Here is a 24353-nt window from a genome sequence, read left to right as displayed (position 1 = left end):
ATCTCTCTGTTTTGACCCCTACTCTTGCATCTGGTCGTGGTGTTTCCGCAGGTAACGGTGCTAATCGCGGTTCGTCCGGACGACGTCAGAACCGGGCTTCGTTGCCCACCCGCTTGCGTCCCGCTGATCTTCTGCGCCTCACTGACGAGGGTGCAAACGGTGTTCTCGACGGACGTTTCGATCACCTCATTCCCGAGGCGTTCCCGACCGTCGAGCGGTGGTCCACTCGCTTGTATGCCGACGACGACGTCGACGTCTGGCTCATCAGCTGGGTTCCGGAACGTAACACCGAATTACATGACCACGCAGGTTCTTTCGGGGCCCTCACGGTTCTCAGCGGTTCGCTCACCGAATATCGCTGGGCAGGTGAAGAATTGGTGGAGCGTCAGCTCGACGCCGGCGATCAGGCGGCATTCCAGCTCGGGTGGGTACACGACGTCGTATGGACACCGCCGCAGCCCGGATCGAAGATCGAAATAAGCTCTGATTCACCGACTTTGAGCGTCCATGCCTACTCGCCGCCATTGACGGCAATGTCCTACTACGAAGTCACGGACAACAACACACTTCGTCGCACACGTACCGAGCTGACCGACCAGCCCGAGGGAGTTTGAAAATGACTATCGACCAAATGCTCGACGACGCTCGCGCACAGATCGATCGTATGTACGTCTTCTCGCTCACCGAAGCCTTTCATCGCGGGGCGATCTTCGTCGACATTCGCCCGCAGGCGCAGCGCGCCATCGAGGGAACTCTTCCCGGCGCACTCGCGATCGAGCGGAACGTTCTCGAGTGGCGACTCGACCCCACCAGCAGCGCACACCTCGCGTTGGCCACCGACCACGACGTCGAGTGGGTGATCGTCTGCTCCGAGGGCTACACCTCCAGCCTGGCCGCTGCGTCGTTGCAGCAACTCGGCCTGCGTAACGCCACCGATCTGGTTGGCGGATACAAGGCGATCAAGGCTGCGGGCTTGCTCGGTGCGCTCAGCGGAGTGCGTCATTGCACCCGTGAGTTGGCGGCGGTTTCCGCCCACTGAGGCGGCCGGCGGGTTTGCCGGAACGCTTTCGGGCTCACCCCGTGATGTCGGGTGAAGGCGGTTGTGAGGGCAAAGGGGCTCGAGTAACCCACTTCTCGCGCGATCGACGACACCGTTCGTGCCGGGTCTGCGAGCAGATCTGCCGCCACCGACAAGCGCCACTCGGTCAGGTAGCCAACCGGTCCGATCCCCATGAGACCGGTGAACCGGCGCGCGAAGGCCGCTCGCGAACAGCCGGCCTCCTGGGCCAAAGCCGCGACCGTCCAGGGGTGTTCCGGCCGATTGTGTATGAGCCGCAAGGCATGTCCGATGATGGGATCCTCGTAGGCCTTGATCCATCGCGGTGATCGATCCGGGTTCGCCGCGAACCAGGTACGGACCGCCGAGATCAGAACCAGGTCGAGGAGCCTGTCCAACAACACTTCCTGTCCTGGCCCGTCCGCGGCGATTTGTTGTTCCAGAAGCGTCGTCATCGGCGTGGTTTCCATGCTGCGACGGACTACCGCGACGGGTGTCAGGCTGTCGAGAATCTGCCCGCTGACGTAAGAGTCCAAACGGTATGTGCCCGTGAGCATGATGGTTTGGCCGCTGGTCGAGTTGCCCCACGTGCGAACGCCGAGAACCGACATGTCCTCGAGTGGTGATCCGTCGACTGCGGCGCAGTTTTGTGCCTCGTCGATGAGTACGTGGATCGGGGTGCTTAGGTTATCGGCGACCGTATAGGGATCGGGGCCGCGCAGGAGTGCAATGTCGCCGGCCTCGAGGTTCTCGGTCTGTCCGGTGTCCGAGACGACGACTGCGGTGCCGCGAACCAGAATCAGCACGGTGACGGGTGCGTGGTCCTCGATACGTAATGACCAGGGCGGATCGAGCAGCGAGCGCAGCAGAAAAGCGCCCTCCGCCCGCGATCCGGCCAGCATCATCGACAATGCATCCATGTTTCGACGGTAGACGCTGACGTATGTTTTTGCGACCTTCAGCTATGGATCGTATTGCCGCCGCGCGATCGAATGAGTTCATGACTACAACAAGTGACATTCAATCGGCAGTAGTGATCGGTGGTACCGGCAAGACCGGTGCGCGCGTTGCGCAGAGGCTGACGGCGGTGGGAATCCGTACCCGAATCGCGTCGAGAACATCCGGGACGCTTTTCGACTGGAACGATCAGACGACGTGGCAGCCCGCAGTGTCCGGCGTCGAAGTGGCATACGTGACGTATGCGCCGGATCTGGCTGTTCCGGGATCGAGCACACACATCGAGGAGTTTGCGAATCTCGCGGATCGCGAAGGGGTCAGGCGCATGGTGCTCCTGTCCGGGCGCGGTGAACCTGCGGCGCAGAAAGCCGAGCAGGTTCTGGCCGACAGCGGTCTGGAATGGGCTGTGGTGCGGGCCAGTTGGTTTGCCCAGAACTTCAGCGAGGGGTATCTACTCGATCCGATTCGGGAAGGCCACCTGGAACTTCCGGTAGGCGAGGTGGGGGAGCCGTTCATCGACGTCGACGATCTCGCCGATGTGGCGGTGGCCGCATTGACTCGGACCGACCTCCTCGGCCGAGTTCTCGAGGTGACGGGTCCGGAGTTGCTCACCTTCGTGGAGGCCGTTGAGGCGATTTCGGCGGCGTCGGGGCGTGCGGTGTCATTCGAAAGAATTGGACTGCAACAGTTTTCCGACGGCATGGCGGAAGTCGGAGTCCCGAGTGATGTCGTGGAGTTGCTCACGTACCTGTTTGCCGAGGTTCTCGACGGACGAAATCAAAGTGTGACCGGCGTCGTCGAAGAGGTCCTGAAACGACCCGCTCGAGATTTCACCACTTTTGCCGCCGAGGCTGCTCGAACGGGGGTCTGGTCGTGAAGAAATCCGAGATCTTTCTGGAGTTGCTGGTCGGCGTGACTGCGTTCGGTGCACTGGTCGCCGGCGGTGCGCTGTTCGCATTCTCCGCCTTCGTGATGCCGGCCCTGCGCTCGGTGGATGCACATACCGCGATTACGTCGATGCAGGCGTTCAACGTGGAAGCACCGCGGAGTGCCTTGATGCTGCCCCTCGTCGGATCGGCGCTCACCGCGATCGCCGCCGGAATCTGGGCATCGATCTCGAGACCGGACGGTTGGGTGCTCGCTGTTGTCGGTTGCGGCGGGGTGCTCGCGTCCTTCGCGGTGACAGCGATCTACCACGTCCCACGCAACGACGCTTTTGCCTCGGTCAGGGCTACCGACGCAGGCGCATGGTCGTCATACGAGGCCGCTTGGACGATGTGGAATCACGTCAGGGTTGGGCTGTACCTCCTGTCGGGAATCGTGCTCGCGGTGGCCGCGGTGCTACCAGCAACAAACGCGGTGGACACGGCCCAGTAGTCTTGTACCCCGTGAGTGATGTAGAAGCCCAGCCAGTCGACGACACCCCCGAGCAGCTCCGTATCCGGCGCGAGAAGCGTGAGCGGATCCTGGCGCAGGGGCAGGAGGCGTACCCGGTCTCGGTTGATCGCACGCATACTTTGGCGCAGATCCGTGCCGAGTTCCCGGAACTCGAAGCTGACACCGCTACCGGCGTGATTGTCGGCGTCGTCGGCCGCGTCATCTTCATGCGCAACACCGGCAAGCTGTGCTTCGCGACTTTGCAGGAGGGCGACGGTACCCAGCTGCAGGCCATGATCAGCCTCGCCGGCGTCGGCGAAGAGGCATTGGCCGCCTGGAAGTCCGACGTCGACCTCGGCGACTTCGTCTTCATCCACGGTGAGGTCATCAGCTCCCGTCGGGGTGAGCTCAGCGTGATGGCCGACGCGTGGCAGATCGCGTCCAAGGCGCTGCGTCCCCTGCCGGTCGCTCACAAGGAAATGAGTGAAGAGTCCCGTGTGCGTCAGCGCTACGCGGACCTGATCGTTCGGCCCGAGGCTCGGGACAACGCCCGCAAGCGTGTCGCTGTTGTCCGTGCGCTGCGTAATGCGCTCGAGAGCCGCGGCTTCCTCGAGGTCGAGACGCCGATGCTGCAGACGCTGCACGGCGGCGCGGCAGCTCGCCCGTTCGTCACGCACTCCAACGCCCTCGACATCGACCTGTACCTGCGTATCGCGCCGGAACTGTTCCTCAAGCGTTGCGTCGTCGGCGGTATCGAGAAGGTCTTCGAGATCAACCGCAACTTCCGCAACGAGGGCGTCGACTCCACTCACTCGCCCGAGTTCGCGATGCTCGAGACGTACGAGGCCTACGGCACGTACGACGATTCCGCGAAGATGATTCGTGAGCTCGTCCAGGAAGTTGCGCAGGAAGCATTCGGCACGCAGGTCCTCACCCTCGCCGACGGTTCCGAGTACGACGTCAGTGGCGAGTGGCAGGTTCTCGAGATGTACCCGTCGCTGTCGGCTGCCATCGGCACCGAGGTCACGCCGGATACGACGGTCGACGAGCTTCTCGCCTTGGCGGAGAAGGTCGGCCTCGAGGTTCCCAAGGACAAGGGTTACGGCCACGGCAAGCTTGTCGAGGAGCTGTGGGAGCACCAGTGCGGCGATCAGCTGTACGTGCCGACGTTCGTGCGGGACTTCCCGGTCGAGACGTCGCCCCTGACTCGTGATCACCGCAGTAAGAAGGGTGTCACCGAGAAGTGGGACCTCTACATTCGCGGATTCGAGCTGGCGACAGGCTACTCCGAGCTGGTCGACCCGGTCATCCAGCGTGAGCGTTTTGTCGATCAGGCGCGCCTCGCGTCGGCCGGCGATGACGAAGCAATGGTGCTGGACGAGGAATTCCTTGCCGCCATGGAGCAGGGCATGCCGCCCACCACGGGAACCGGCATGGGTATCGATCGACTACTGATGGCGCTCACCGGCCTCGGAATCCGCGAGACGATCCTGTTCCCGATCGTGCGTCCTTCTGCTCGCTAGATTTTCCTGAAAAGGGTTCGACCGCACACTGTTGTGGTCGAACCCTTTTTCTGTTCCCCGACGGATTCGGGCCCGCCAGTTCAACGAACTGTTGCGTCCGTGGTCTCCGACTTTCGGATCGTCGAGATGATCTGGTCGATCGCTGCCTTGTCGAGGGACTCGGGGTGACCCTGATCTGACTGGATCAGGAAGATCATCACTTCCGCCGTGGCGTATCCAGGTGTGGCGACGATGTCGAATGTTGCTGATGACGGGTCGCATTCGTTGTCTGGGGGGATGTTGGTGGCGGTTACGGTGTATCGGACAGCGGGGCGTCCGGAAATGGTGAAGTGAGTTGGTTCTCTGTAGGCGATGGTGGCGTGGGTGCCGTGCTTGTCGGAAAAATGAGATCGGCTTTGTGGACCCATTCTTGTGCGACGGTGTCGATGTCGACGCCGTTGCGACCGGTTGTCCCCAAGTGCGCCAAAGATAATGGTGTCCTCAGTGGTGGTCCACCCGGCGACTGAGCCTGAGTTATTTCGCCAATCGGGTGGAATGTCATAGGTGAGACCGAATTTGGTGGCGATAGGCTGAGGTTGGCCGGGTTCCACATCGATCTTCGGTGGTGGCCGATCCAGAGGGTGGAATCAGCACATTGTGGGCGCGTTTTCCGAAAAGCGATTGATAACGCGTTCTAGTTTGTTAGCGTCTGCACGGTTTGTATCTGCCGTCAGAGGAGTCGATCGTGCGCAGAACTGGGATTTTCGGGGGAGTTGTACTCGCGGCGGCGATCCTCGTCGGGATGGGGTCGACGGCGTCGGCGCAGGCACCGTTGCCCGTTCCCAGCGCGTTTCTTGCCGGCGTTCCCCAGGAGTTGGGGAATCCTGGTGGTTCGGCTCCCGGATCCAACGACTTTTCGTGTAAGCCGACTGCTGAACATCCGAATCCCGTTGTGCTCGTGCATGGTACGGCCGGCAACAGGGCGACCAACTGGGCTACCTATTCGCCATTGCTCGCCAATGAGGGTTACTGCGTTTTCGCGCTGACCTACGGCAATTTTCCGGAACAGCCGTGGCCGCTGTCGGCGATCGGTGGAATGCAGGAAATACCTTCCAGTGCAGCGCAATTGTCGAGTTTTGTCGATCAGGTTCTTGGTGCTACCGGAGCGTCGTCTGTAGATCTGATCGGACATTCGCAGGGCACGATCATCAACGGGTATTACGCGAAGTTCCTCGGTGGCGCCGACAAAGTGGACAACATCATCTCGGTTGCGCCGCTGTGGAAGGGAACGCTCGGAAACGAGCAGGTCAGCATCGGGCGCACCATGCGTGATCTCGGGGTGTCCGAGGCAGCGCAGGCCGGATTCCCGATCTGTAAAGCCTGCTTGAACATGGGCGCGGGATCGGAGTTCATCGAGAATCTTCGTGCCGGTGGCGTCTACGCGTCGGGTGTTCACTACACGAACATCACGACGCGTTACGACGAGCTGGTTCTTCCGTACACAAATGGTCTCGAGCCTGGGCTGAACGCCACCAACATTGTTGTCCAGGACGGTTGTGAGCAAGACATCTCCGATCACCTCGCCATCGCGGCATCGCTGCGCGCTGCGACATTTGCTCTCAATGCGCTCGATCCATCGCACCCGCGACCGGTACCGTGTCATCCGGTGTGGCCCATCGTGGGTTGAGCAGAGCATGGAGGCGTGCGATGGGCATACGGGCAGTAGCCTGCGCGGCGGTTGCGGCAGCAGTACTGGGGGCTGCTGCCGCGCCGGAACGTGCGTCGGCGGATACGCCGCCCGTGACTACACCGTCTGTCACTTCAACACTGCCTGTTCCGTTCGGTTTCGCCAGCGGGATTGCGCTGGAAGCGCTCGACCCCGGGGGATCAGTGCCGGGAACCAACAACTACTCGTGCACGCCTTCGGTGGCGCATCCGGATCCCGTGGTCCTCGTCCACGGAACCGCGGCAAACCGTCAGACCAACTGGGCGGTACTTGCGCCGGTTCTCGCGAACGAGGGTTATTGCGTTTTTGCACTCACGTTCGGGAACCGATTCGACCTGCCATGGCCGTTGTCGGCTGCAGGTGGCCTCGCGCCGCTGCCGGAGAGTGCACAGCAGTTGTCGGACTTCGTCGACGGAGTATTGGAGGCGACGGGTGCCTCGAAAGTCGATCTCGTCGGACATTCGCAGGGGACGACCGTCAGTGGGTACTACGCCAAGTTCTCAGGCGGTGACGACAAGGTCTCGAAGATCGTGTCGATAGCCCCGCTGTGGAACGGTTCCGACGTCGGTCCGCCGAAAGGCGTCGGCGGTCCGGATTTCGACAACGTGAGCTTTGTGTCCGAGCTGCGTGACGCCGGCGTGTACGCGGACACCGTCGAGTACTCCAATATCGTGACTCGCTACGACCAAGTAGTGGTTCCGTACACCAGCGGAATACTCGCGGCGTCGAATGCGTCCAACATTGTGGTGCAGGATGGTTGCCCGCAGGACCGGTCGGACCACATTGCCGTGGTGGCGTCACAGAGAACGGCAGCGTTGACGCTGGCGGCACTCGATCCGTCGACGACCCGTGAAATCCCGTGTGATCGAGTGCTCCCGATTATCGGCTGATCTCAGCGCCGAACTCGATATACGTACCTGTTCGCTTCAGGCGTACAGGAAGTGGGAAACGATTGCCGGAGCTGCGACGTTGTGAGATGTAAGTAAGCCGGTATCCCCTGCCAATCGGGTGGAGGAGCAGCAGGTGGACTTCGCGCCCTCTAGAGTAATAAGTGGGGTCGTGCAACCTCAGTCGATTCGTAGACGCCATGTCTGCTGACCGGCGAGGCGATCAGTCTGTAGTGCCGGAGCGAAACGCGGCGACCAGGGACGAGACATCCGGTCTCGAACCTGCCCGCCGGAGAGTGTGAGGGAGAGCGATGTTCGAGAGGTTCACCGATCGCGCGCGGCGCGTTGTTGTCCTGGCTCAAGAAGAAGCCAGGATGCTCAACCACAACTACATCGGTACGGAGCACATCCTCCTCGGCCTCATTCACGAGGGCGAAGGTGTTGCCGCCAAGTCGTTGGAGTCGTTGGGTATCTCCCTCGAGGGAGTCCGCAGCCAGGTCGAGGAGATCATCGGCCAGGGCCAGCAGGCTCCGTCCGGTCACATCCCCTTCACACCGCGCGCCAAGAAAGTCCTCGAGCTGAGTCTGCGCGAAGCGCTGCAGCTCGGACACAACTACATCGGTACGGAGCACATCCTGCTCGGTCTCATCCGCGAGGGTGAGGGCGTTGCAGCCCAGGTTCTGGTCAAGCTCGGTGCCGATCTCAACCGTGTCCGCCAGCAGGTCATCCAGCTGCTGTCGGGCTACCAGGGCAAAGAGCCCACCGAAACCGGTGGCACTCGCGGAGAGGCCGGCACGCCGTCCACCTCGCTCGTGCTCGACCAGTTCGGTCGCAACCTGACGCAAGCTGCCCTCGAAGGCAAGCTGGACCCGGTCATCGGCCGCTCGAAGGAAATCGAGCGTGTCATGCAGGTTCTCTCGCGTCGTACCAAGAACAACCCGGTCCTCATCGGTGAACCCGGTGTCGGTAAGACCGCTGTTGTCGAGGGCCTGGCTCAGGCAATCGTCAACGGTGAGGTCCCCGAGACCCTCAAGGACAAGCAGCTGTACACGCTCGACCTCGGGTCGCTCGTGGCCGGCAGCCGTTACCGCGGTGACTTCGAAGAGCGCCTGAAGAAGGTTCTCAAGGAGATCAACACCCGCGGCGACATCATCCTGTTCATCGACGAGCTGCACACTCTCGTGGGTGCGGGCGCGGCTGAGGGCGCTATCGACGCGGCCTCCATCCTCAAGCCCAAGCTTGCCCGCGGTGAGCTGCAGACCATCGGTGCCACCACTCTCGACGAGTACCGCAAGTACATCGAGAAGGATGCCGCACTCGAGCGTCGTTTCCAGCCCGTTCAGGTGGGCGAGCCCACCGTCGAGCACACCATCGAGATCCTCAAGGGTCTTCGTGACCGCTACGAGGCTCACCACCGTGTGTCCATCACGGACGGTGCTCTCGTGGCAGCTGCGACGCTCGCCGACCGCTACATCAACGACCGCTTCTTGCCGGACAAGGCGATCGACCTCATCGACGAGGCGGGCGCGCGAATGCGCATCCGTCGGATGACTGCACCGCCGGACCTGCGCGAATTCGACGATCGCATCGCCGACGCGCGTCGCGAGAAGGAGTCCGCGATCGACGCGCAGGACTTCGAGAAGGCCGCGAACCTGCGTGACAAGGAAAAGACCCTCGTTGCTCAGCGCGCTGAGCGTGAGAAGCAGTGGCGTGCGGGCGACCTGGACGTCATCGCCGAGGTCGACGACGAGCAGATCGCCGAGGTTCTGGGCAACTGGACCGGCATCCCCGTCTTCAAGCTCACGGAGGAGGAGACCACTCGTCTGCTCCGTATGGAAGAGGAACTGCACAAGCGGATCATCGGCCAGGAAGAGGCAGTCAAGTCCGTCTCGAAGGCGATCCGTCGTACGCGTGCAGGTCTGAAGGATCCCAAGCGTCCCTCGGGCTCCTTCATCTTCGCCGGCCCGTCCGGTGTCGGTAAGACGGAGCTCGCGAAGTCGCTCGCCAACTTCCTGTTCGGCGACGACGACGCTCTGATCCAGATCGACATGGGCGAGTTCCACGACCGCTTCACCGCTTCGCGTCTGTTCGGTGCCCCTCCCGGGTACGTCGGATACGAAGAGGGTGGCCAGCTCACCGAGAAGGTCCGTCGCAAGCCGTTCAGCGTCGTGCTGTTCGACGAGATCGAGAAGGCACACCAGGAGATCTACAACACCCTCCTGCAGGTGCTCGAGGACGGCCGTCTCACCGACGGTCAGGGTCGTACCGTCGACTTCAAGAACACGGTGCTGATCTTCACGTCCAACCTCGGTACGTCGGATATCTCCAAGGCTGTCGGCCTGGGCTTCAGCTCGGGAACGGGCACCGGCTCGAACTACGAGCGGATGAAGCTCAAGGTGCACGATGAGCTGAAGAAGCACTTCCGCCCCGAGTTCTTGAACCGTATCGACGACATCGTCGTGTTCCATCAGCTCACGAACGAGCAGATCGTTCAGATGGTGGACCTGATGCTTGCTCGCGTCGAGAAGGCACTCAAGAACAAGGACATGGCCATGGAGGTCACCGACAAGGCCAAGTCGCTTCTGGCCAAGCGCGGATTCGATCCGGTACTGGGTGCGCGGCCGCTGCGTCGCACCATCCAGCGCGAGATCGAGGACCAGATGTCCGAGAAGATCCTCTTCGGAGAGATCGGACCGGGACACATCGTGCTCGTCGACGTCGAAGGCTGGGACGGCGAAGGCTCGGGCGAGGACGCGAAGTTCACGTTCACGCCTACGAAGAAGCCGATCGACGTGCCGGACGCACCGCCGATCGAACTGTCCAAGGCAGGCGAGAGCGAAAGCGCCGCAGAGTAAGTAGTACAGAGCTGTAAACGAAAACGGGCGGCACCCTTACCGGTGCCGCCCGTTTTGTGTATCACGGGGAGAGAGCATATTCATGAACGAGATCGAGATGGGCCATCTGCGACGTTGTGTCGAATTGGCGCGAGAGGCATTGGACGAAGGCGACGAACCGTTTGGATCGGTACTTGCTGCCGCTGACGGGACTTTCCTCGCGGAAGATCGAAACCGAATTGCGGGAGGCGACAGCACACGACATCCGGAATTCGAGTTGGCGCGGTGGGCCGCGCAGTATCTGACGACGGAAGAGCGCTCTACGGCAACGGTATTCACCTCCGGCGAGCATTGTCCGATGTGTTCGGCTGCTCATGCCTGGGTGGGATTGGGCCGGATCGTGTACGTGTGTTCGTCTGCGCAGTTGAGTGAATGGCTTACGGAGTGGGGAGTGGCCTCGGGGCCGGTACGATCCCTCCCGATCAACGAGGTTGCGCCGAATCTTCCGGTGGAAGGGCCGGTTCCGGAGCTGGTCGATGAGGTCCGCGAACTGCACCGCATGCTGCACTCACGCGGCGCCTGACGACACGCAAACGGGCGGCACCTCTCGATCGAGATGCCGCCCGCTCTATGACGTTCAGGACATGACGTTCAGGACACTACGTCTACAGCCCGAGCCTGTTCACGCAGTTCACCCTTGACTACCTTGCCACTTGCATTGCGCGGCAAGGCTTCCACGACGATGATGTCCTTAGGGTGCTTGTACCGTGCCAGGCGATCATTGAGGAAGGTGCTCAGCTCCTCGATGGTCAGGTCCACGGTTGAACCGGGGGTCATCGCGATGATCGCTACCGGAACCTCGCCCCACTTGGCGTCGGGACGCCCGACGACTGCGGCTTCGACTATCAATTCGTGTTCGTACAGAACGTTCTCGACCTCGGCGCAGTAGATGTTCTCACCGCCGGAGATGATCATGTCCTTCTTGCGGTCGACGACGTACACAAATCCTTCGTCGTCGACACGGACCAGGTCGCCGGAGTGAAACCACCCGCCGTGGAAGGCATCTGCGGTGGCCTGGGGGTTATTCCAGTACTCACTCATCATTGTGGGTCCGCGGTAGACAATTTCCCCGATTTCGCCGGGTGCCACGTCATCCATGTTCTCGTCGACGACGCGAGCCGAGATGGTGGGGATGACCCGGCCGACTGAACCGAGCTTACGGATGGCGTCATCGCCGTCGAGTACGCAAGTGATGGGAGACATTTCGGTTTGCCCGAAGACTGCGACGTTGAACGCATCAGGGAAGGTTTCGGCCATTGCCCGCAAGATCGTGTCCGACGACGGGGCGGCACCCCAGGAAATGTTCTTGAGCGAGAGGGCTCGAGGTTGGGCTTTCTGAACTGCACACACCGCCTGCCACTGCACGGGCACGAGGAACAAGCTGGTGACCTTCTCGGCTTCGAGGATATCGAGAAGCTGACCCGGGTCGAATGCGCCAACCGGGTGGATCACCGTGGTAGTGCCCAGTTGCAGGCTTGGGGCGATGGAACCGAGGGCAGCGATGTGGAACATCGGCGACGCACAGAAGCCGATGGAATCCTCGTTGAACAGGTGGAAGGCACGAATGCAGGTCAACGCTTGTGACGAGAGATTGGAATGCGAGAGCACGGAACCTTTGGGGCGTCCTGTGGTTCCCGAGGTGTACATGATGAGAGCCGGTGTGTCGTCCGGGATGTCGATCAATGCATGAGGTTCACCCGGTTCGCTGATCAAGTCCTCGTAGTTCAAGCTGTCGCCCTCAGCGGGTGCGCCCACCGTGATGGAGATGTCGATGCCCTCGGACGCTGCGCGGGCTGCGGCGGCCAACGGAGCCAACGGGCCCTCCGCGACAATGACTTTGGAGCCCGAGTCGTTGACAAGGTAGGCGACCTCAGGTGGGGTCAGTCGGAAGTTCACCGGGACAGCGATCGCGCCCAACGCATTGGTCGCGAGAACAATCTCGAGGTACTCGGGGCGGTTCAGCATCAGGATCAGAACGCGGTCACCAAAACTGACGCCGCGCCGGGAGAGCGCGTCTGCCAGTTTTTCGACGCGCTCGTTCAGCGTGCTCCAGGTGATGGAATCGCCCTGGAATCGCAGCGCGATGCGGTCCGGGATCATCTGCGCGTGGCGGGCAACCTGATTGTTCCAGTTGGTGCGTCGCAGGCGCTGTACCTCGGACGCTGTATCGGTGGAGGGCATCTACTGTTTCCTCTCAATCACTTGAAGTGGGGTGCGCGTTTCTGAAGCATTGCGGTCGCGCCTTCGGCGAAGTCGGCTCCGACAAGAAGTTCTGCTTGACCGGTCTTTTCGAGTTCCAGAGCGGAGTCGATGCGATCGAGTGTTGCGGCGTTCAGTGCGGCTTTGGTGAGTTGGAGAGCACGACGGGGCGCTGCGCTGGTGCGCTTCGCGACGGACTCGATGTGTGCAGCGAACTGATCGTCGGGAAGGGTTTTGGAGACGAGCCCGAATTGCGCTGCATCTGTAGCGGATAGACGCTCACCCAGCAGAAGCATCTCGGCTGCACGCGCCCGGCCGATCGCTGCCGGAATCAATGCGCTGGCGCCGCCGTCTGACATCAGTCCGATGTTGACGAAAGACATGAGGAAGTAGGCACTTTCGGCAGCATAGGTCAGGTCTGCGGCGAGGGCGATGGAGACGCCTACACCTGCGGCAGGTCCGTTGACTGCGGCGATCACGGGCACGGAGGTGCTGGTGATGGCGCGAATCACGGTGTTTGCGGTGTCCATGACGATCTGGGGATCTGTCGGATTGGTTGTGATAGCTGCGAGGTCTGCTCCCGTACAGAAGGCGCGGCCTGCTCCGGTGATGACGATGGTGCGCACATCCGGGTTGTCGCCGGCGTCGGTAACAGCGTCGATGAGACTTTTCATGGTCTCGAAGTCGGCTGCGTTCATGCGTTCGGGGCGGTTGAAGGTCAAACGCAGAATGCCGTTGTCGAGTTCCGTCAGGAGACCCGCTGTGGACGAGGTCATGACGAACTCGGGGAAACGGTACAACACATGCGAATCATCAGCACACAGCTTCCTTCTCACGGTTGATCTGGCGAAATGTGTTCCCTTGGCGTAGGCCGTAACTCGTGCCGCAGGAGGGTCTCTTCAGTGGTGAATCTATCTGCGAGATTGTGCGAATAGCGGTTAACATAACACCTCGAGTGGCAGTGTCAAGGGTGTTCGGAGAATCCGATACGGTAGCTGTGAAACGAATGGAGGGATTCATGCCCGGACGGACACGCGTCGTCGCACGTGGCGATGAATCCACTTCGCGCACGCGGCCGAAGAATCGCAAGGCTCAGATCGCGGCGGTTGCAGCCGAGGCGTTCAGTGAGCGCGGGTACCACGCGGTGGGTATCGACGACATAGCGTCTGCCGTCGGCGTGTCCGGTCCCGCGCTGTACCGCCATTTCCCCACCAAATACGCACTGTTCGTTCACGCGGTCGAAAACTTGTCTCGGGCACTGCTCGATGCGGCCGATTCCGCGCACTGCGAGAGCGACGATCCGCGGCAACAGTTGCAAGCCGTCATGGTCGCAGTCATCGGTGTCACTCTCGAGAATCGGCGTCGGGGCGGGCTCTATCGTTGGGAAGGCCGCTACCTCGAGAAGGTGGATCGCGAGAACCTGCGCCTGGACGTGGTGGCCTTGCGCCTGCGGGTGTCAGAGCCGTTGGCTGCGGTCCGCCCGGAGCTCGGTCGTGCCGATCTCGACCTCGTCACGGCAGCGATTCTGAGTGTGATCGGCAGTGTCACGGGGCATCGATCGACGTTGCCGCCCAAGCAGATCGAGTCCTTGATGCTCTCCGTCTGCTGGTCTGTGATCGATATGGAACTCCCGCGGCGAGTCTCGTCGGTAGCGCCTTTGCAAGGCGTCAATACGATTCCAGGACTCGAACGTACATCGAAACGTGAAGTGCTGCTTCACGAAGCGGTGCTGCTTTTCCATGAACGTGGGTATCACGAGGTCAGCATCGAGGAAATCGGAGCCGCCGCCGGGATCACCGCATCGAGTGTGTACCGGCATTTTCCGAGCAAGGCAGACCTACTGGCCGCAGCCTTTCATCGGGTGTCCGAACAATTGACCGTCACGTTGGGCTCCGCCCTGGCAGAATCCGAGACTCCGCGCCAGGCTGTGCACACACTTGCTGAGCTGTACGTTGCCGTCTTCTTCGCTCAGAGTGAGTTGCTTGCCGTCTATTTCGCGGAAGTCGGAAATCTCCCTGCCGATGCCGGCAAGGAGCTACGGAAGATTCAGCGACGCAATGTCGAGGAGTGGGCGCACCTGTGCGTCGACGCCCGGCCCGAACTCACTGTCGCGTCGGCTCGATTTCTTGTTCACGCGGCGCTGGGACTGGTTCTCGATGTCGGCCGCGTCGTCCGATTCGCGGAAGCCGAACGCGTCGCGGCACTTCTGTCGGCGACACTTCTCGGATAGTCGCGGGTAAGTTCGAGTGGCAAGGCGTTTCACACAATCCGCAGACGGAAGTAGGGACACCCAATGCCAACTCGTACCGCACGCACGGCCTGGAACGGCACCTTGGAAGCCGGATCGGGGCAGGTGGAACTCACCAGTTCCGGAGTCGCGACATTCGACGTGTCGTTCCCCAAACGAGCAGCTGAGGAAGCCGGCGGAACCACCAGCCCAGAAGAACTGATCGCCGCGGCACATTCGTCCTGCTACGCGATGCAATTGTCAGCGCTCATCGCCGAGGCCGGGGGAACTCCGCAGAGCCTCGACATCACGGCAGATGTCTCGTTGGGCCCCGACACGGTCGGCTTCAAGCTGACCGGAATCAAGCTCACCGTTCGCGCCGAGGTCGACGGCCTCGACGCCGACGGTTTTGCCAAGGTAGCCCAGGCCGCAAAGGAAACATGCCCGGTCAGTAAGGCTTTGACAGGCGTCGACATCACATTGGATGCAGCGCTGGACTGATCTTCTCGTGCTCGGGCGCCGTTTTCGGCGCTCGAGCACCTCTGATCACCAGGTAGCTCGCGAGCAGTATCGGGAGCACCCACAGATCCGAAGGATCGCGGACGACGAGGATCGGCAAGAGGTTTCCGCGTAATCCTGCTGCGGCCCAACGGAGAAATCCGATCACCCACTCGTACGCGTCGCCAACCGGCGCAACCATTTTCACGGCGGCAAAGCCTATTCCCGTGACTGCGATGGACCAGGCGATCGCTGCTCGCCCCACCAGGCTGCGTCTGGGCACCTCGAGAACCGAGAGCAGAAGCAGTGGAAACAGGAACACACCGGCTATGTCGGACAGCTTGCCCGTCATCGTGTTTCCGAAGGCGTCCTTGAGCACGTGGTCGTTGATCAGAATGATCGCCACCGAAACCAGGGCCCACGGACTCAGCAGCAGATCGCCCGGACGCCTCACGACAGGTTGATGGTTGCCGAGCCGGACGAGAACAGATCGCATTTGAACTGCAAACGCAGACCGGTGGCGGCTTCGGGGACCTCATACGACAATTCACCGCGCTTGGCCGCACCCGGCGCTAGCTCTCCGTCGACGCTCGACGTGTTGCTGTCGGTGAACGTGATGTTGTACGACTTGTTTGCCGAGTCCTGCAGTTCGAAGCACATCATCGACGACACCGCGGCGGGCTTGTCACTGTTGTTGGTGACCTCGGTGTCAACCACGACGTAGCGGTTTCCGGGATCAGCGGTGATGAACTGATTGGTCGAGACGTACGGATCGACAACGCCGTGTACCTGAACGCGCCAGTCACCGAGTTCGACGACGTCACCGATACCGAAAGCGGCAGCGGGTGCGGCGGACGAACCGTTGTCGTCGACCTTCTTCGCTTCATCGGTTTCGCCTGACGCGATGGTTGCGAACAGGGCTGCGCCGACGGCGAGGACGGCGAGGGGAGTGCGGAGTGATCGCATGATGGGTGCCTTTCGAGAGCGGGTATGGCACTAGTCAACGATGTCCGGGATGCCTTTCGCGTCAGCCGAAAGATCGGGTGATCTCCTCCTTTCGGTCGTTGTTTGCGCGCGTGGTGGTCCAATCGGCTGATTCGAGGAGTCGGTGGTGGTCTATACGCTTACTCGGTGATCACCACCCGAGGAACTGCAGTGCGACGACGCGTATGGACAACTGTCGCCGTCGCATTCAGCATTTTCTGCTCGATCATGACGGCGACTATCGCCGGCTCGTCGGGAAATGTGCCACCGGTGCTGGTCGGAATCGGCTTTGTTCTCGGCGCAGCTGGTGGGATATCGCTGGTGTGGCGGCGTCAACGTCCCTGGGCGGTTCTGGCGATCACGCTGGTCGGTCCTCTGTTCTTTCCGACAGATGCCACGGCGGCGCTCATCGCTTTGTTTGCAGTTGCTCGAATCGCGCGCGGAAATCAATTGGCGGTCGCGGGCGCGGCGGTGTACGTCGCATGCGGAATCTCGTTGACCTACGACGCCTTTCGGGATCGCGAGTTTTCGGTGCTGACGATCGGAACTGCTGCGCCGAAGGACGGCACAGAGCTCGCGCAGTACAACCTGGCGCTGTGGATTCCATGGCTGGTCGCAGCCGTCATGGTCGCCGTCGTGGTGGCGCTCTCGCTTCTCGTTCGTACCAAAACCGAACTCGTCGAGGCCGAGCACGTGCGGGATCTGGCGACGGAACAGACCGATGCGATGCGCGACGAAATGATTCGCACCGAGGAACGCACCCGGATCGCCCGCGACATGCACGACACAATCGCGGCCAGCTTGAGTCGAATTTCGTTGTTTGCCGGCGGGTTGCAAGTCAGTGCTGCAGACAATCCGGAGAAGGTCGTCAATACCGCAGCCATGATCCGAACTACCGCACACGAGGCTTTGGACGAATTGAAGGGCATCGTCGGAGTGCTCAGGGGAAGTGGTGATCGTCGTGAGCACGGTGGGCATCAGGGCATCGATGCGATCGGTGATCTGGTCAACGGTGCTCGTGCGGCCGGCATTCACTGCCGTCTGGAATCGGAACTGCTTCCGGGTGACGTGGGAATGTTGGCTGGTCACGTGTGTTATCGCGTAGTGCAGGAAGCGCTCACCAATGTTCAGAAATACGCGAGCGATCAAATGCTCGTCATTTCCGTCACTGGATCACCGCATGACGGAATTCGCATTCTGGCACGCAACAAGCTCAGCGATCTGCCTCCGATGACGTCGATCGGTTCGCGTTCGGGGCTCCGCGGATTGGCCGAGCAGGCACGCGAGATCGGCGGCAAGGTCGAGGCCGGCGCGCTGGGGGAGGACTTCCTCGTCAGTTGCTGGGTGCCCTGGTTCGCATAATTTTGTCGGTGGCACTCGGTAGTCTTGCGCCCACCATGAACACAGACTCGCGGGTGACGACGCTGATTGTCGACAACGACGCCTGGGTGAGGCGCGGGATGAAGGACATCCTCGAAGCCACACCCGACATCGTGGTGGTTGCAGAGGCCGAGGACGGCGACCAAGTGCCGGCCAAGGTCACTCGATTTCGTCCCCACGTCGTACTGATGGACCTCAAAATGGTCCGCGTCGGGGGCTTGGAAGCAACTCGCCAGTTGATGTTGATGCCCAACCCTCCCAAGGTCATCGCAATGACGGCTTTCGACGTCGACGGCCTGGTGATCGAGGCGGTCGAGGCCGGCGCACACAGCTTCATGCGGAAAGATGCTGCACCCGAAGCCTTTCAGCAGGCCGTGCGCGTCGTTGCATCCGACCATGCGCTGTTCAGCCGGGATTCTCTGCGGGCTATCGCCGAGTCCACTCCCCGTGAACCTGTTCGGGACCAGACGGCATTGGCGGTGCTCACCGACCGTGAGCGCGAAGTTCTGGTGCAGTTGGCCACAGGTCTGGGAAACGGTGAAATCGCGGAGCGTATGTACCTCGGTGAAACAACGATCAAATCGCACGTCTCGTCGTTGTTCTCGAAACTCGGAGTGAACAATCGGGTGCGTGCATCGCTGGTTGCGTACCGGTGCGGTCTCGTCGTGTGATGTAAGGACTAATCTCGCCGCTGCTGTTGTTGCACCTTCGGTGACTGATCAAATCGTGATTGACCAAGACGTGACCATCGAAGTGTGGTCGGACGTTGCTTGTCCGTGGTGCTACATCGGAAAGACCAGGTTCCTCTCGGCCCTGGATCGTTTCGAGAACAAGGACCGCGTCAACGTCATCTGGCGCTCGTACCAGCTTGCGCCGGAGACTCCGGTGGGAGAGGGCCGCACGGAACTCGACGCCTTGGTCGAGATGAAGGGAATGGCGCCTGATCAGGTACGCCAGATGTTCTCGCATGTGAGCGCGACGGCCGCCGAGGTCGGATTGACCCTGGACTTCGACACCGTGATCGCCGCCAACACTTTTGATGCGCACAGACTGCTACATCTCGCCGGTGAGCGACAGAACGAACTCCTCGAAGCACTGTTCAAGGCTCACTTCAGCGACGGAAAGGTGATCGACGATCGTGAGGTGCTGGTAGATCTGGCTGTGAGCGTCGGCCTCGACGCGGACACCGTGCGTGAGCAGCTCAACTCCGATGCCGCCGCCGAGTCAGTGCGCGAGGATCTGTCCATGGCCCGCCAGCTCCAGGTCAGCGGCGTTCCGTTCTTCGTCGCCAACCGTGCGGTCGCTGTGTCCGGCGCTCAGCCCGAAGAGGTGTTCCTGCAGCTGCTCACGCAGGCTTCCGAGCCGGCCTGACAGCGAACATCCCTGACAGCGCGTGCGCAGAGGCGCTGTCAGGGATGGGTCACGGCCGCAATACGCAGCGAGTTCCCCCGTAGATCGTGGTAATACATTTGTTGCAGTGAATACAGAGCGTCTGCCCGTGGCCTTCTTCCTCGATCGTCTTGATCAAGTTCGGGTCGCTGAGCAGTGCGCGGCCCATTTGGACGAACTCGAATCCCTCACGCATGGCGAGGTCGATCGATTCCTTGCCCGTGATTCCGCCGAGCAACACCAGCGGGAGGTCTACTGCGTCGCGGATCTGGCGCGCGTGATCGAGTAGGTAGGCGTCGGTGTACGGGTAGGTGCGCAGGAAGTGTTTTCCCACGAGTTTGATTCCCAGCTTCTGTGGCTGCGGCATGAGTGCCCCGAATTCCCGTAGCGGTGCGTCACCTCGGAACGTGTAGAGGGGGTTCTCGAGTGAGCTTCCGGCTGTGAGGACCACCCCGTCCAGGGTTCCGTCTTCTTCGAGCCAGCGCACAACTGTGATTGCCTCTTCGAGCCAGAATCCACCAGGCACGCCGTCATCCATGCTGACCTTGGCGATCACGGCGATTTTCGTACCGACCGCGTCTCGGACGGCGCGTGCGGTTCGACGCGCGAAGCGTGCTCGATTCTTCAGGCTTCCGCCGTAGGAATCGTTGCGGTGGTTCAGTTTTGGGCTCAGGAATGAACTGATGAGGTAACCGTGACCGAAATGCAGTTCGATGGCGTCGAACCCTGCTTCGGTGGCGGCTCTGGCAGCGTGGGCGTGGGCCTCGACGATCCGATCGATGTCGGCCTCGGAGGCGGCTTCGGCGAAGCTGAGGGTTGTCAGGTGAAAGTGTCTACTCGATGTAATTGCCTTGTGGCCGTTTGATTTCGGGTTTGCGACGGCACCCGCATGGCCGATCTGTGCTGAGACGGCCGCGCCTTCGGCGTGAATCGCGTCGGTCAGCCGACGTAACCCGGGTGCGGTTTCCTCGGTCCACTGGAGCTGCCCTGCGGAAGTACGACCCTCCGGTGCGACGGCGCAGTAGGCCACTGTTGTCATACCGACGCCGCCGGCAGCGAACTTGCGATGAAAGTCGATCAGTTCGTCGGTGACCACACCTTTGGGTGTCATTCCCTCGAACGTGGCCGATTTGATGATTCGGTTCCGGAGCGTCGCCGGTCCCAACTTCGCAGGCGCGAAGGCCTCTAGTGTGGTCATCGGCTCGTATCCAACTCTGCGACAGCTGCTTCGAGCTTCTTGATCTGGTGTGCCAGCCACCCGGATTCCCAGAAGTTCGCCTCGGTGGACGGCTGTGTCAGCAGTTCCCGGTGGCAGGCCAGGAGGACGCGGGTAGCAGGTCCGTTATCGGGCTCGAATGCGAGAGCAGCCTCGGACAGCGCGGTGGCCTCGACCACTGCTCCTTCGGCGAGTCTCGTTTCGGCGAGTTCGATTGCACGCTCCACTCCGGCCAGTTCGACGAGATCAGCCAGAGTCTTCGTTCGGGGCAGATCGTAGAGCGCTGTGGTGGAGTCGTGATGGAACCATCCCAGGTAGGTTTCCCAGATGGTCTTGACTCCCCACTTGACCTGACCGTAGCCCTGTCCAACGTAAAGGTGTGGCGGCAAGTTGATTTCGCGCATCAGCGATTCGACGGACTTACCCGCGTTGATTCCGGAGAGCGTCGTGCGGTGAACGTAGTCGACGGCGTCGTACATCCGTTTCAAGACGGCGTCGATGAGTTCTTCGCCCTCGATGGGCTCGCCGCGGCCGGTGATCAGGGTCTGCGGTCGCAGGTCGCGCAGCGTGCGAATTGTCTTCAGGTACGGCTCGACAAAGCGGTATCGCTGTCCGCGGACGGTATTGAGATTGGGGAAGTGGCCGAAGAGGGGGCCGAGCAGGTTGCTGATCATCGCGATGCGATGCTGTGGAAGCCACACCATTGCGCCGTCGACTGTTTCGCCGACACCGGAATGTAATTCGACATCCAGTCCGCCGACCGTGAGGTCGAGACAGTCTGTGAAAGTGAGATCCGGGACCGGCTCGTCCTGTGCATTGGACACGGATGGGAATTCGGCGGCAAAGCGGGCGACGGTGTCGGCGTCCCGGCCGAACCATACGGGTGCCCATTGACGCATCCGCTTGATGACACGAGCATCGTCGAGCTGAACGGACTGGTTCAGCTCGTTGGCCACGTAGACGGCACCCGGCTCACGAAAGGCGTGAACTCCACCGACGTGGTCGGTATGGCCTTGAGTGGTGATGATGTACCTGGTCGGCCCGGAGTAGATGTCGTCGAACAGCTTTCGATGATGCGGTCCTTCGAATCCGCAGCCGGTGTTGACGATGATCCGGCCGGCCGGCGTGACGATCATGTACGCCGAGCTGGTGCCGCCGCTGCGGTAGATGAAATCGTTGATCGTGATCGCTTCGTCGGTGTACTCAGGTTCGAGCAGGGTCTTTCCCGGTCGTTGTGCGATCAGAGCGTCGACTTGATCGGAGATGTGCTGGTTCACAGAACCTCTACTTTCACAGAGAAGGCGTCAAAATAGTTGGCAAATCGAGTGCGCAGTTCGGCCGGTTCTCGGCCGAAGTCTGCTCGCAGGTCGTACACAACCTGACCGTTGGAACCGCGTTTGTGACTGGACATGTACTCGCGGATCTCTCCTCGCGCCTGCTCGGTCATCTCGAGGCCGGCGCGGTTGTAGATGTGCTCGACAGTTCCGATGTCGTTCGCCATGAATTGGTCGAAGTACACATCCACTCGCCGCTCGTCGGGGATCAGGGCGAGATCGCGGGTTCCCGCATCGAGCAACCGGCTGACGCGGTCGATCCAGTAGTCGCACACCGCATCCAGGTCGAGCTCGTGAAAGTTCATCCGGGCACCGTAGCCGACCATCGTCGCTGCAGACTGGACTACCGACACCGGATCGCGGTGTGTCATGACGACGGTGGCGTCGGGGAAGGTGTCCATGAGTGGACCGAGTTGCTCGAGGTGCTGCGGGCACTTGAGAATCCAACGGTTCGGACCACGTTGCCACTGAAGGAGTTTGAGCATCGTCTTGATGAACTCGTAATGGGGGCGCTGATCGTGGGCGAGATAGTAATCGCGCCAGCGAGGTGCCATCGACGACATCCACTCGAAGTTGTAACTCGAGAAATCGAGGCTTTCGAGTTCGAGTTCCTCGTGAATATGTTCCGGGGTCATCGGATGCATTGCTGCCACCAGAGGGCTCTTGGCCTGCATCTGGTTCCAACGTTCTTGGCTCCGAAGCAATCTCGGGTCGACGCCGTCCACGCCGAGTTCGTCACCCGCGAAGGGGACGGGTTCCTGACTTTCCCAGAGTGGCAGCGACCGGAAACGGGAATCAGCCGACATGAGGTTCAGGAGATGCGTGGTACCCGAACGCGGCAGTCCCACAACGATGATGGGAGCCACGATCTCCTCGTCGTGAATCTCGGGGTGGCGACGCAGGACATCCAGTACTCGAAGTCGGTTGGCCGCGTAGCGGGTGCACGCTGCGTGAGTAGTCATCCGGGAGACCGGTGAACGGTTGGGATCGGCGTCGATCTCGTCGAGCCACAACGCCAGTCGCTCGCGGAAGTCGTCAGGACCGAAATCGCCGAGGCCTGTTTGTTCTCGCGCGGCGGAGAGAACGCTGTCCACGGACAGGGTTATCGGGTTCGCTTCGGCGTAGGCCCACGTCTGTTGCTGGGATTCGGTGAGTACGGGGTAACGGAGGTCGGTGATGCGCACGCGTTTCGGTGAGGTTGCTTCAGGTTGCGCAGTGGACGACGGCATCGAAGTCATCCTCTGATCGAGAATCCGCCGTCGACGGGCAAGGTCTGTCCGGTAACGAATTGTGCGGCCGGGCTGGCAAGGAACAGTACGACGGGAGCGACGTCCACGGACGGGTCTGCCCACCGGGCCATCGGTGTGCGATCGAGTGACGGTTTGCTGTGTTCAGGGCGCTGCTGGAGTCCTGCCGTCATTTTTGTTGCCGTCAGTCCAGGGGCTATGGCGTTGACTCGAATGCCGTCCTTGGCCCAATTCGATCCCATCGTCTTGGTCATCTGGACGACGGCGCCCTTCGATGCGCCGTATCCGGGCACGACGTCAACGGCGAAGTACGACGCCATCGATGCGACGTTGATGATAGAAGCGCCTCCGCTCTGCGTGCTTTCCTTGAGCAGTGGCAGGACAGCGGAAGACATTCGGAACCCACTCACGACGTTCACCGCGAGCGATTCCTCGAATACCTCCGGGTTCCATTCGCCTTTCTGGGTAAGCGTTTGACCTGCGTTGTTGACCAAGATGTCCAGCGTGGACAGTCCTGCGGCTACGTCGGCGATCTGTTCGCGATCAGTCATGACGCACTGCCGGTAGACGAATGCCGAGAGGTCGTGCTCGTAGTCGTCGGCCGACGCTTTGGTTCCGGTAATCGTCACGTGTGCGCCGGCGTCGACGAAGCGATGTGCAATCGCAAGTCCGAGGCCGTTGGACCCTCCGGTCACGAGAACTCGGGAGGAAGAAAAGTCGAATGCCACAACACTTTTCGCAATAGAATCAGTTGCGCTGTCTTCGGTGCTTGATGTCATGAGGTGTGACAGTAGCCAGTTTGTGAACAATGTTCAATAGCTGTTGAACATTGTTTAACGAGCAGCTAGTGTGTGTGGATGAACGCAACGAACACCACATCTGTCCGCGGAGATACGGAAGCACGGCGCCGAGGGATCCTCGATGCTGCAGCAGCCATCCTGGATGTGGGTGGCTACGCCGCACTGACGATTCGGAGCGTCGCCAAAGAAGCCGGTATGAGTCCCGGACTCATCTACCAGTACTTTGTCGACAAACGCGACATCTTTGCAGCTCTCCTCTTCGAGAGTCAGCAGGAGTTGACCGCGTTCATTGCCGAATTGCCACGCAATCAAGGCATATCGGCCCTGATCGCAGCTATCGTGCCTGAAACCACCAAGCAATGGGCCCGAGTCGGGCACGTGGCATCTGTGTGGCGAACGACCGAAGACGCTTCGAACTCCGACGGGCAAGCGGTCCAAGACTTACGACATTCCACCGAAGCGCAATTCGCCGAGTTGCGGACAGCTCTCGAAGACGCAGCGGGTGCACAGGGGCTTTCACTCCGTGAGGGACCTTCCCTGATCCCCTTCGTCTGGGCCGGCCTCATGGGGCTGGCCGACACCATCGTCAACAACTGGGCCCAAGACCTCGATCCGACGGAGTACATCACGTACTCGGCAGACGGGCTAGCGAGGGCAATTACACACTGACTGGAGCATC

The 24353-nt window shown here is 61.1% G+C and carries 25 protein-coding genes; 15 read left to right on the top strand and 10 right to left on the bottom strand.

The features are described from left to right. Nucleotides 1-101 precede the first annotated feature (101 nt). Both EEB13_RS26550 and EEB13_RS26545 read left to right on the top strand, forming a co-directional pair. Nucleotides 102-614 (top strand): cysteine dioxygenase, encoded by a 513-nt coding sequence (locus tag EEB13_RS26550; protein ID WP_033236326.1) that lies wholly within the window; start codon nucleotides 102-104, stop codon nucleotides 612-614. Between the two features lie 2 nt (nucleotides 615-616). Beyond that, nucleotides 617-1039, top strand: a complete 423-nt coding sequence (locus tag EEB13_RS26545) for a rhodanese-like domain-containing protein (RefSeq protein ID WP_033236327.1) — start codon at nucleotides 617-619, stop codon at nucleotides 1037-1039. On the opposite strand, the gene EEB13_RS26540 is transcribed toward EEB13_RS26545, so the two are convergent. Further along, complete coding sequence (locus EEB13_RS26540; protein ID WP_141486590.1) at nucleotides 1000-1977, bottom strand: AraC family transcriptional regulator; 978 nt, start codon at nucleotides 1975-1977, stop codon at nucleotides 1000-1002. The two genes, EEB13_RS26545 and EEB13_RS26540, sit on opposite strands and share 40 nt — an antisense overlap. An 80-nt stretch (nucleotides 1978-2057) precedes the next feature. Here EEB13_RS26540 and EEB13_RS26535 point away from each other — a divergent pair, with 80 nt between their 5' ends. From EEB13_RS26535 to lysS, 3 genes are read left to right on the top strand one after another with little or no spacing between them, the layout of a single operon-like run. Next, nucleotides 2058-2891, top strand: coding sequence for an NAD(P)H-binding protein (locus tag EEB13_RS26535; RefSeq protein ID WP_045069603.1), 834 nt, complete (start codon nucleotides 2058-2060; stop codon nucleotides 2889-2891). Then, a complete protein-coding gene (locus EEB13_RS26530; protein ID WP_141486589.1) occupies nucleotides 2888-3391 on the top strand; it encodes a DUF1772 domain-containing protein in 504 nt (167 codons plus the stop codon). The genes EEB13_RS26535 and EEB13_RS26530 overlap by 4 nt, the downstream gene beginning before the upstream one ends. A gap of 11 nt (nucleotides 3392-3402) precedes the next feature. Continuing rightward, nucleotides 3403-4914, top strand: coding sequence for a lysine--tRNA ligase (gene lysS / locus EEB13_RS26525; RefSeq protein WP_033236329.1), 1512 nt, complete (start codon nucleotides 3403-3405; stop codon nucleotides 4912-4914). Between the two features lie 80 nt (nucleotides 4915-4994). On the opposite strand, the gene EEB13_RS26520 is transcribed toward lysS, so the two are convergent. Next, complete coding sequence (locus EEB13_RS26520) at nucleotides 4995-5321, bottom strand: hypothetical protein (RefSeq protein ID WP_141486588.1); 327 nt, start codon at nucleotides 5319-5321, stop codon at nucleotides 4995-4997. Between the two features lie 317 nt (nucleotides 5322-5638). Here EEB13_RS26520 and EEB13_RS26515 point away from each other — a divergent pair, with 317 nt between their 5' ends. The 4 genes from EEB13_RS26515 (at nucleotide 5639) to EEB13_RS26500 (ending at nucleotide 10923) form a co-directional block, all read left to right on the top strand. Further along, nucleotides 5639-6580 carry an esterase/lipase family protein gene (locus tag EEB13_RS26515; RefSeq protein ID WP_045069608.1) on the top strand — a complete coding sequence of 314 codons (942 nt, stop codon included), beginning with the start codon at nucleotides 5639-5641 and terminating at the stop codon, nucleotides 6578-6580. Nucleotides 6581-6600: 20 nt separating this feature from the next. Continuing rightward, a complete protein-coding gene (locus EEB13_RS26510; protein WP_141486587.1) occupies nucleotides 6601-7509 on the top strand; it encodes an esterase/lipase family protein in 909 nt (302 codons plus the stop codon). A 308-nt stretch (nucleotides 7510-7817) separates the two neighbouring features. Next, complete coding sequence (locus EEB13_RS26505; protein WP_033236331.1) at nucleotides 7818-10361, top strand: ATP-dependent Clp protease ATP-binding subunit; 2544 nt, start codon at nucleotides 7818-7820, stop codon at nucleotides 10359-10361. Nucleotides 10362-10443: 82 nt separating this feature from the next. Beyond that, nucleotides 10444-10923: a nucleoside deaminase gene (locus EEB13_RS26500; RefSeq protein WP_033236332.1), complete on the top strand. Its 480-nt coding sequence runs from the start codon at nucleotides 10444-10446 to the stop codon at nucleotides 10921-10923. A gap of 68 nt (nucleotides 10924-10991) precedes the next feature. On the opposite strand, the gene fadD5 is transcribed toward EEB13_RS26500, so the two are convergent. Both fadD5 and EEB13_RS26490 read right to left on the bottom strand, forming a co-directional pair. Beyond that, nucleotides 10992-12581 (bottom strand): fatty-acid--CoA ligase FadD5, encoded by a 1590-nt coding sequence (gene fadD5 / locus EEB13_RS26495; RefSeq protein WP_141486586.1) that lies wholly within the window; start codon nucleotides 12579-12581, stop codon nucleotides 10992-10994. Nucleotides 12582-12598: 17 nt separating this feature from the next. Beyond that, nucleotides 12599-13375, bottom strand: a complete 777-nt coding sequence (locus EEB13_RS26490) for an enoyl-CoA hydratase (protein ID WP_033236383.1) — start codon at nucleotides 13373-13375, stop codon at nucleotides 12599-12601. A 242-nt stretch (nucleotides 13376-13617) separates the two neighbouring features. Between EEB13_RS26490 and EEB13_RS26485 the strand changes: the two genes are divergently transcribed. Together EEB13_RS26485 and EEB13_RS26480 are read left to right on the top strand one after the other, a co-directional pair. Beyond that, complete coding sequence (locus EEB13_RS26485) at nucleotides 13618-14829, top strand: TetR/AcrR family transcriptional regulator (RefSeq protein WP_141486585.1); 1212 nt, start codon at nucleotides 13618-13620, stop codon at nucleotides 14827-14829. A gap of 63 nt (nucleotides 14830-14892) precedes the next feature. Then, the gene (locus tag EEB13_RS26480) at nucleotides 14893-15327 is read left to right on the top strand and encodes an OsmC family protein (RefSeq protein WP_007726950.1); all 435 of its coding nucleotides are present in this window, start codon (nucleotides 14893-14895) and stop codon (nucleotides 15325-15327) included. On the opposite strand, the gene EEB13_RS26475 is transcribed toward EEB13_RS26480, so the two are convergent. Both EEB13_RS26475 and EEB13_RS26470 read right to left on the bottom strand, forming a co-directional pair. Further along, nucleotides 15302-15778, bottom strand: coding sequence for a hypothetical protein (locus EEB13_RS26475; protein WP_045068321.1), 477 nt, complete (start codon nucleotides 15776-15778; stop codon nucleotides 15302-15304). The genes EEB13_RS26480 and EEB13_RS26475 overlap by 26 nt on opposite strands. Then, nucleotides 15775-16290 carry a DUF4352 domain-containing protein gene (locus EEB13_RS26470; RefSeq protein ID WP_141486584.1) on the bottom strand — a complete coding sequence of 172 codons (516 nt, stop codon included), beginning with the start codon at nucleotides 16288-16290 and terminating at the stop codon, nucleotides 15775-15777. The genes EEB13_RS26475 and EEB13_RS26470 overlap by 4 nt, the downstream gene beginning before the upstream one ends. A 165-nt stretch (nucleotides 16291-16455) precedes the next feature. Here EEB13_RS26470 and EEB13_RS26465 point away from each other — a divergent pair, with 165 nt between their 5' ends. From EEB13_RS26465 to EEB13_RS26455, 3 genes are all read left to right on the top strand, one after another. Beyond that, a complete protein-coding gene (locus tag EEB13_RS26465; RefSeq protein ID WP_045068327.1) occupies nucleotides 16456-17670 on the top strand; it encodes a sensor histidine kinase in 1215 nt (404 codons plus the stop codon). A gap of 35 nt (nucleotides 17671-17705) precedes the next feature. Continuing rightward, nucleotides 17706-18359, top strand: a complete 654-nt coding sequence (locus tag EEB13_RS26460; RefSeq protein ID WP_033236385.1) for a response regulator — start codon at nucleotides 17706-17708, stop codon at nucleotides 18357-18359. A 70-nt stretch (nucleotides 18360-18429) separates the two neighbouring features. Further along, entirely contained in the window at nucleotides 18430-19059 is a 630-nt protein-coding gene (locus EEB13_RS26455; RefSeq protein WP_245005902.1) for a DsbA family protein, read from the top strand. 49 nt (nucleotides 19060-19108) lie between these two features. On the opposite strand, the gene EEB13_RS26450 is transcribed toward EEB13_RS26455, so the two are convergent. The 4 genes from EEB13_RS26450 to EEB13_RS26435 are packed head-to-tail and all read right to left on the bottom strand — an operon-like array spanning nucleotide 19109 to nucleotide 23653. Further along, nucleotides 19109-20275, bottom strand: a complete 1167-nt coding sequence (locus tag EEB13_RS26450) for an NADH:flavin oxidoreductase (RefSeq protein WP_045068329.1) — start codon at nucleotides 20273-20275, stop codon at nucleotides 19109-19111. Further along, nucleotides 20272-21570 carry an alkyl sulfatase dimerization domain-containing protein gene (locus EEB13_RS26445; RefSeq protein WP_141486583.1) on the bottom strand — a complete coding sequence of 433 codons (1299 nt, stop codon included), beginning with the start codon at nucleotides 21568-21570 and terminating at the stop codon, nucleotides 20272-20274. Before EEB13_RS26445 ends, EEB13_RS26450 begins: the two co-directional genes overlap by 4 nt. Beyond that, nucleotides 21567-22856, bottom strand: coding sequence for a sulfotransferase family protein (locus EEB13_RS26440; RefSeq protein ID WP_045069616.1), 1290 nt, complete (start codon nucleotides 22854-22856; stop codon nucleotides 21567-21569). Before EEB13_RS26440 ends, EEB13_RS26445 begins: the two co-directional genes overlap by 4 nt. A gap of 5 nt (nucleotides 22857-22861) precedes the next feature. After that, entirely contained in the window at nucleotides 22862-23653 is a 792-nt protein-coding gene (locus tag EEB13_RS26435) for an SDR family NAD(P)-dependent oxidoreductase (protein ID WP_045068331.1), read from the bottom strand. Between the two features lie 78 nt (nucleotides 23654-23731). Between EEB13_RS26435 and EEB13_RS26430 the strand changes: the two genes are divergently transcribed. Next, entirely contained in the window at nucleotides 23732-24343 is a 612-nt protein-coding gene (locus EEB13_RS26430) for a TetR/AcrR family transcriptional regulator (protein ID WP_045068334.1), read from the top strand. The last annotated feature ends 10 nt before the right edge of the window (nucleotides 24344-24353 follow it).

Origin of the sequence: Rhodococcus sp. WS3 (assembly GCF_003797085.1) — a bacterium.
Classification (GTDB): Bacteria; Actinomycetota; Actinomycetes; order Mycobacteriales; family Mycobacteriaceae; genus Rhodococcus_F; species Rhodococcus_F globerula.
The sequence above is the reverse complement of the archived record's forward strand: the minus strand, read 5'-3'. Positions and strand labels throughout refer to the sequence as shown.

Bases quoted from the DNA above. Each gene is read 5' to 3' on its own strand.
- EEB13_RS26545 (WP_033236327.1), top strand. From the start codon at position 617: ATGACTATCGACCAAATGCTCGACGACGCTCGCGCACAGATCGATCGT.
- EEB13_RS26540 (WP_141486590.1), bottom strand. From the start codon at position 1,977: ATGGATGCATTGTCGATGATGCTGGCCGGATCGCGGGCGGAGGGCGCT.
- EEB13_RS26535 (WP_045069603.1), top strand. From the start codon at position 2,058: ATGACTACAACAAGTGACATTCAATCGGCAGTAGTGATCGGTGGTACC.
- EEB13_RS26520 (WP_141486588.1), bottom strand. From the start codon at position 5,321: ATGGGTCCACAAAGCCGATCTCATTTTTCCGACAAGCACGGCACCCAC.
- EEB13_RS26510 (WP_141486587.1), top strand. From the start codon at position 6,601: ATGGGCATACGGGCAGTAGCCTGCGCGGCGGTTGCGGCAGCAGTACTG.
- EEB13_RS26505 (WP_033236331.1), top strand. From the start codon at position 7,818: ATGTTCGAGAGGTTCACCGATCGCGCGCGGCGCGTTGTTGTCCTGGCT.
- EEB13_RS26500 (WP_033236332.1), top strand. From the start codon at position 10,444: ATGAACGAGATCGAGATGGGCCATCTGCGACGTTGTGTCGAATTGGCG.
- fadD5 (WP_141486586.1), bottom strand. From the start codon at position 12,581: ATGCCCTCCACCGATACAGCGTCCGAGGTACAGCGCCTGCGACGCACC.
- EEB13_RS26490 (WP_033236383.1), bottom strand. From the start codon at position 13,375: ATGACCTCGTCCACAGCGGGTCTCCTGACGGAACTCGACAACGGCATT.
- EEB13_RS26485 (WP_141486585.1), top strand. From the start codon at position 13,618: ATGCCCGGACGGACACGCGTCGTCGCACGTGGCGATGAATCCACTTCG.
- EEB13_RS26480 (WP_007726950.1), top strand. From the start codon at position 14,893: ATGCCAACTCGTACCGCACGCACGGCCTGGAACGGCACCTTGGAAGCC.
- EEB13_RS26470 (WP_141486584.1), bottom strand. From the start codon at position 16,290: ATGCGATCACTCCGCACTCCCCTCGCCGTCCTCGCCGTCGGCGCAGCC.
- EEB13_RS26460 (WP_033236385.1), top strand. From the start codon at position 17,706: ATGAACACAGACTCGCGGGTGACGACGCTGATTGTCGACAACGACGCC.
- EEB13_RS26450 (WP_045068329.1), bottom strand. From the start codon at position 20,275: ATGACCACACTAGAGGCCTTCGCGCCTGCGAAGTTGGGACCGGCGACG.
- EEB13_RS26440 (WP_045069616.1), bottom strand. From the start codon at position 22,856: ATGCCGTCGTCCACTGCGCAACCTGAAGCAACCTCACCGAAACGCGTG.
- EEB13_RS26435 (WP_045068331.1), bottom strand. From the start codon at position 23,653: ATGACATCAAGCACCGAAGACAGCGCAACTGATTCTATTGCGAAAAGT.
- EEB13_RS26430 (WP_045068334.1), top strand. From the start codon at position 23,732: ATGAACGCAACGAACACCACATCTGTCCGCGGAGATACGGAAGCACGG.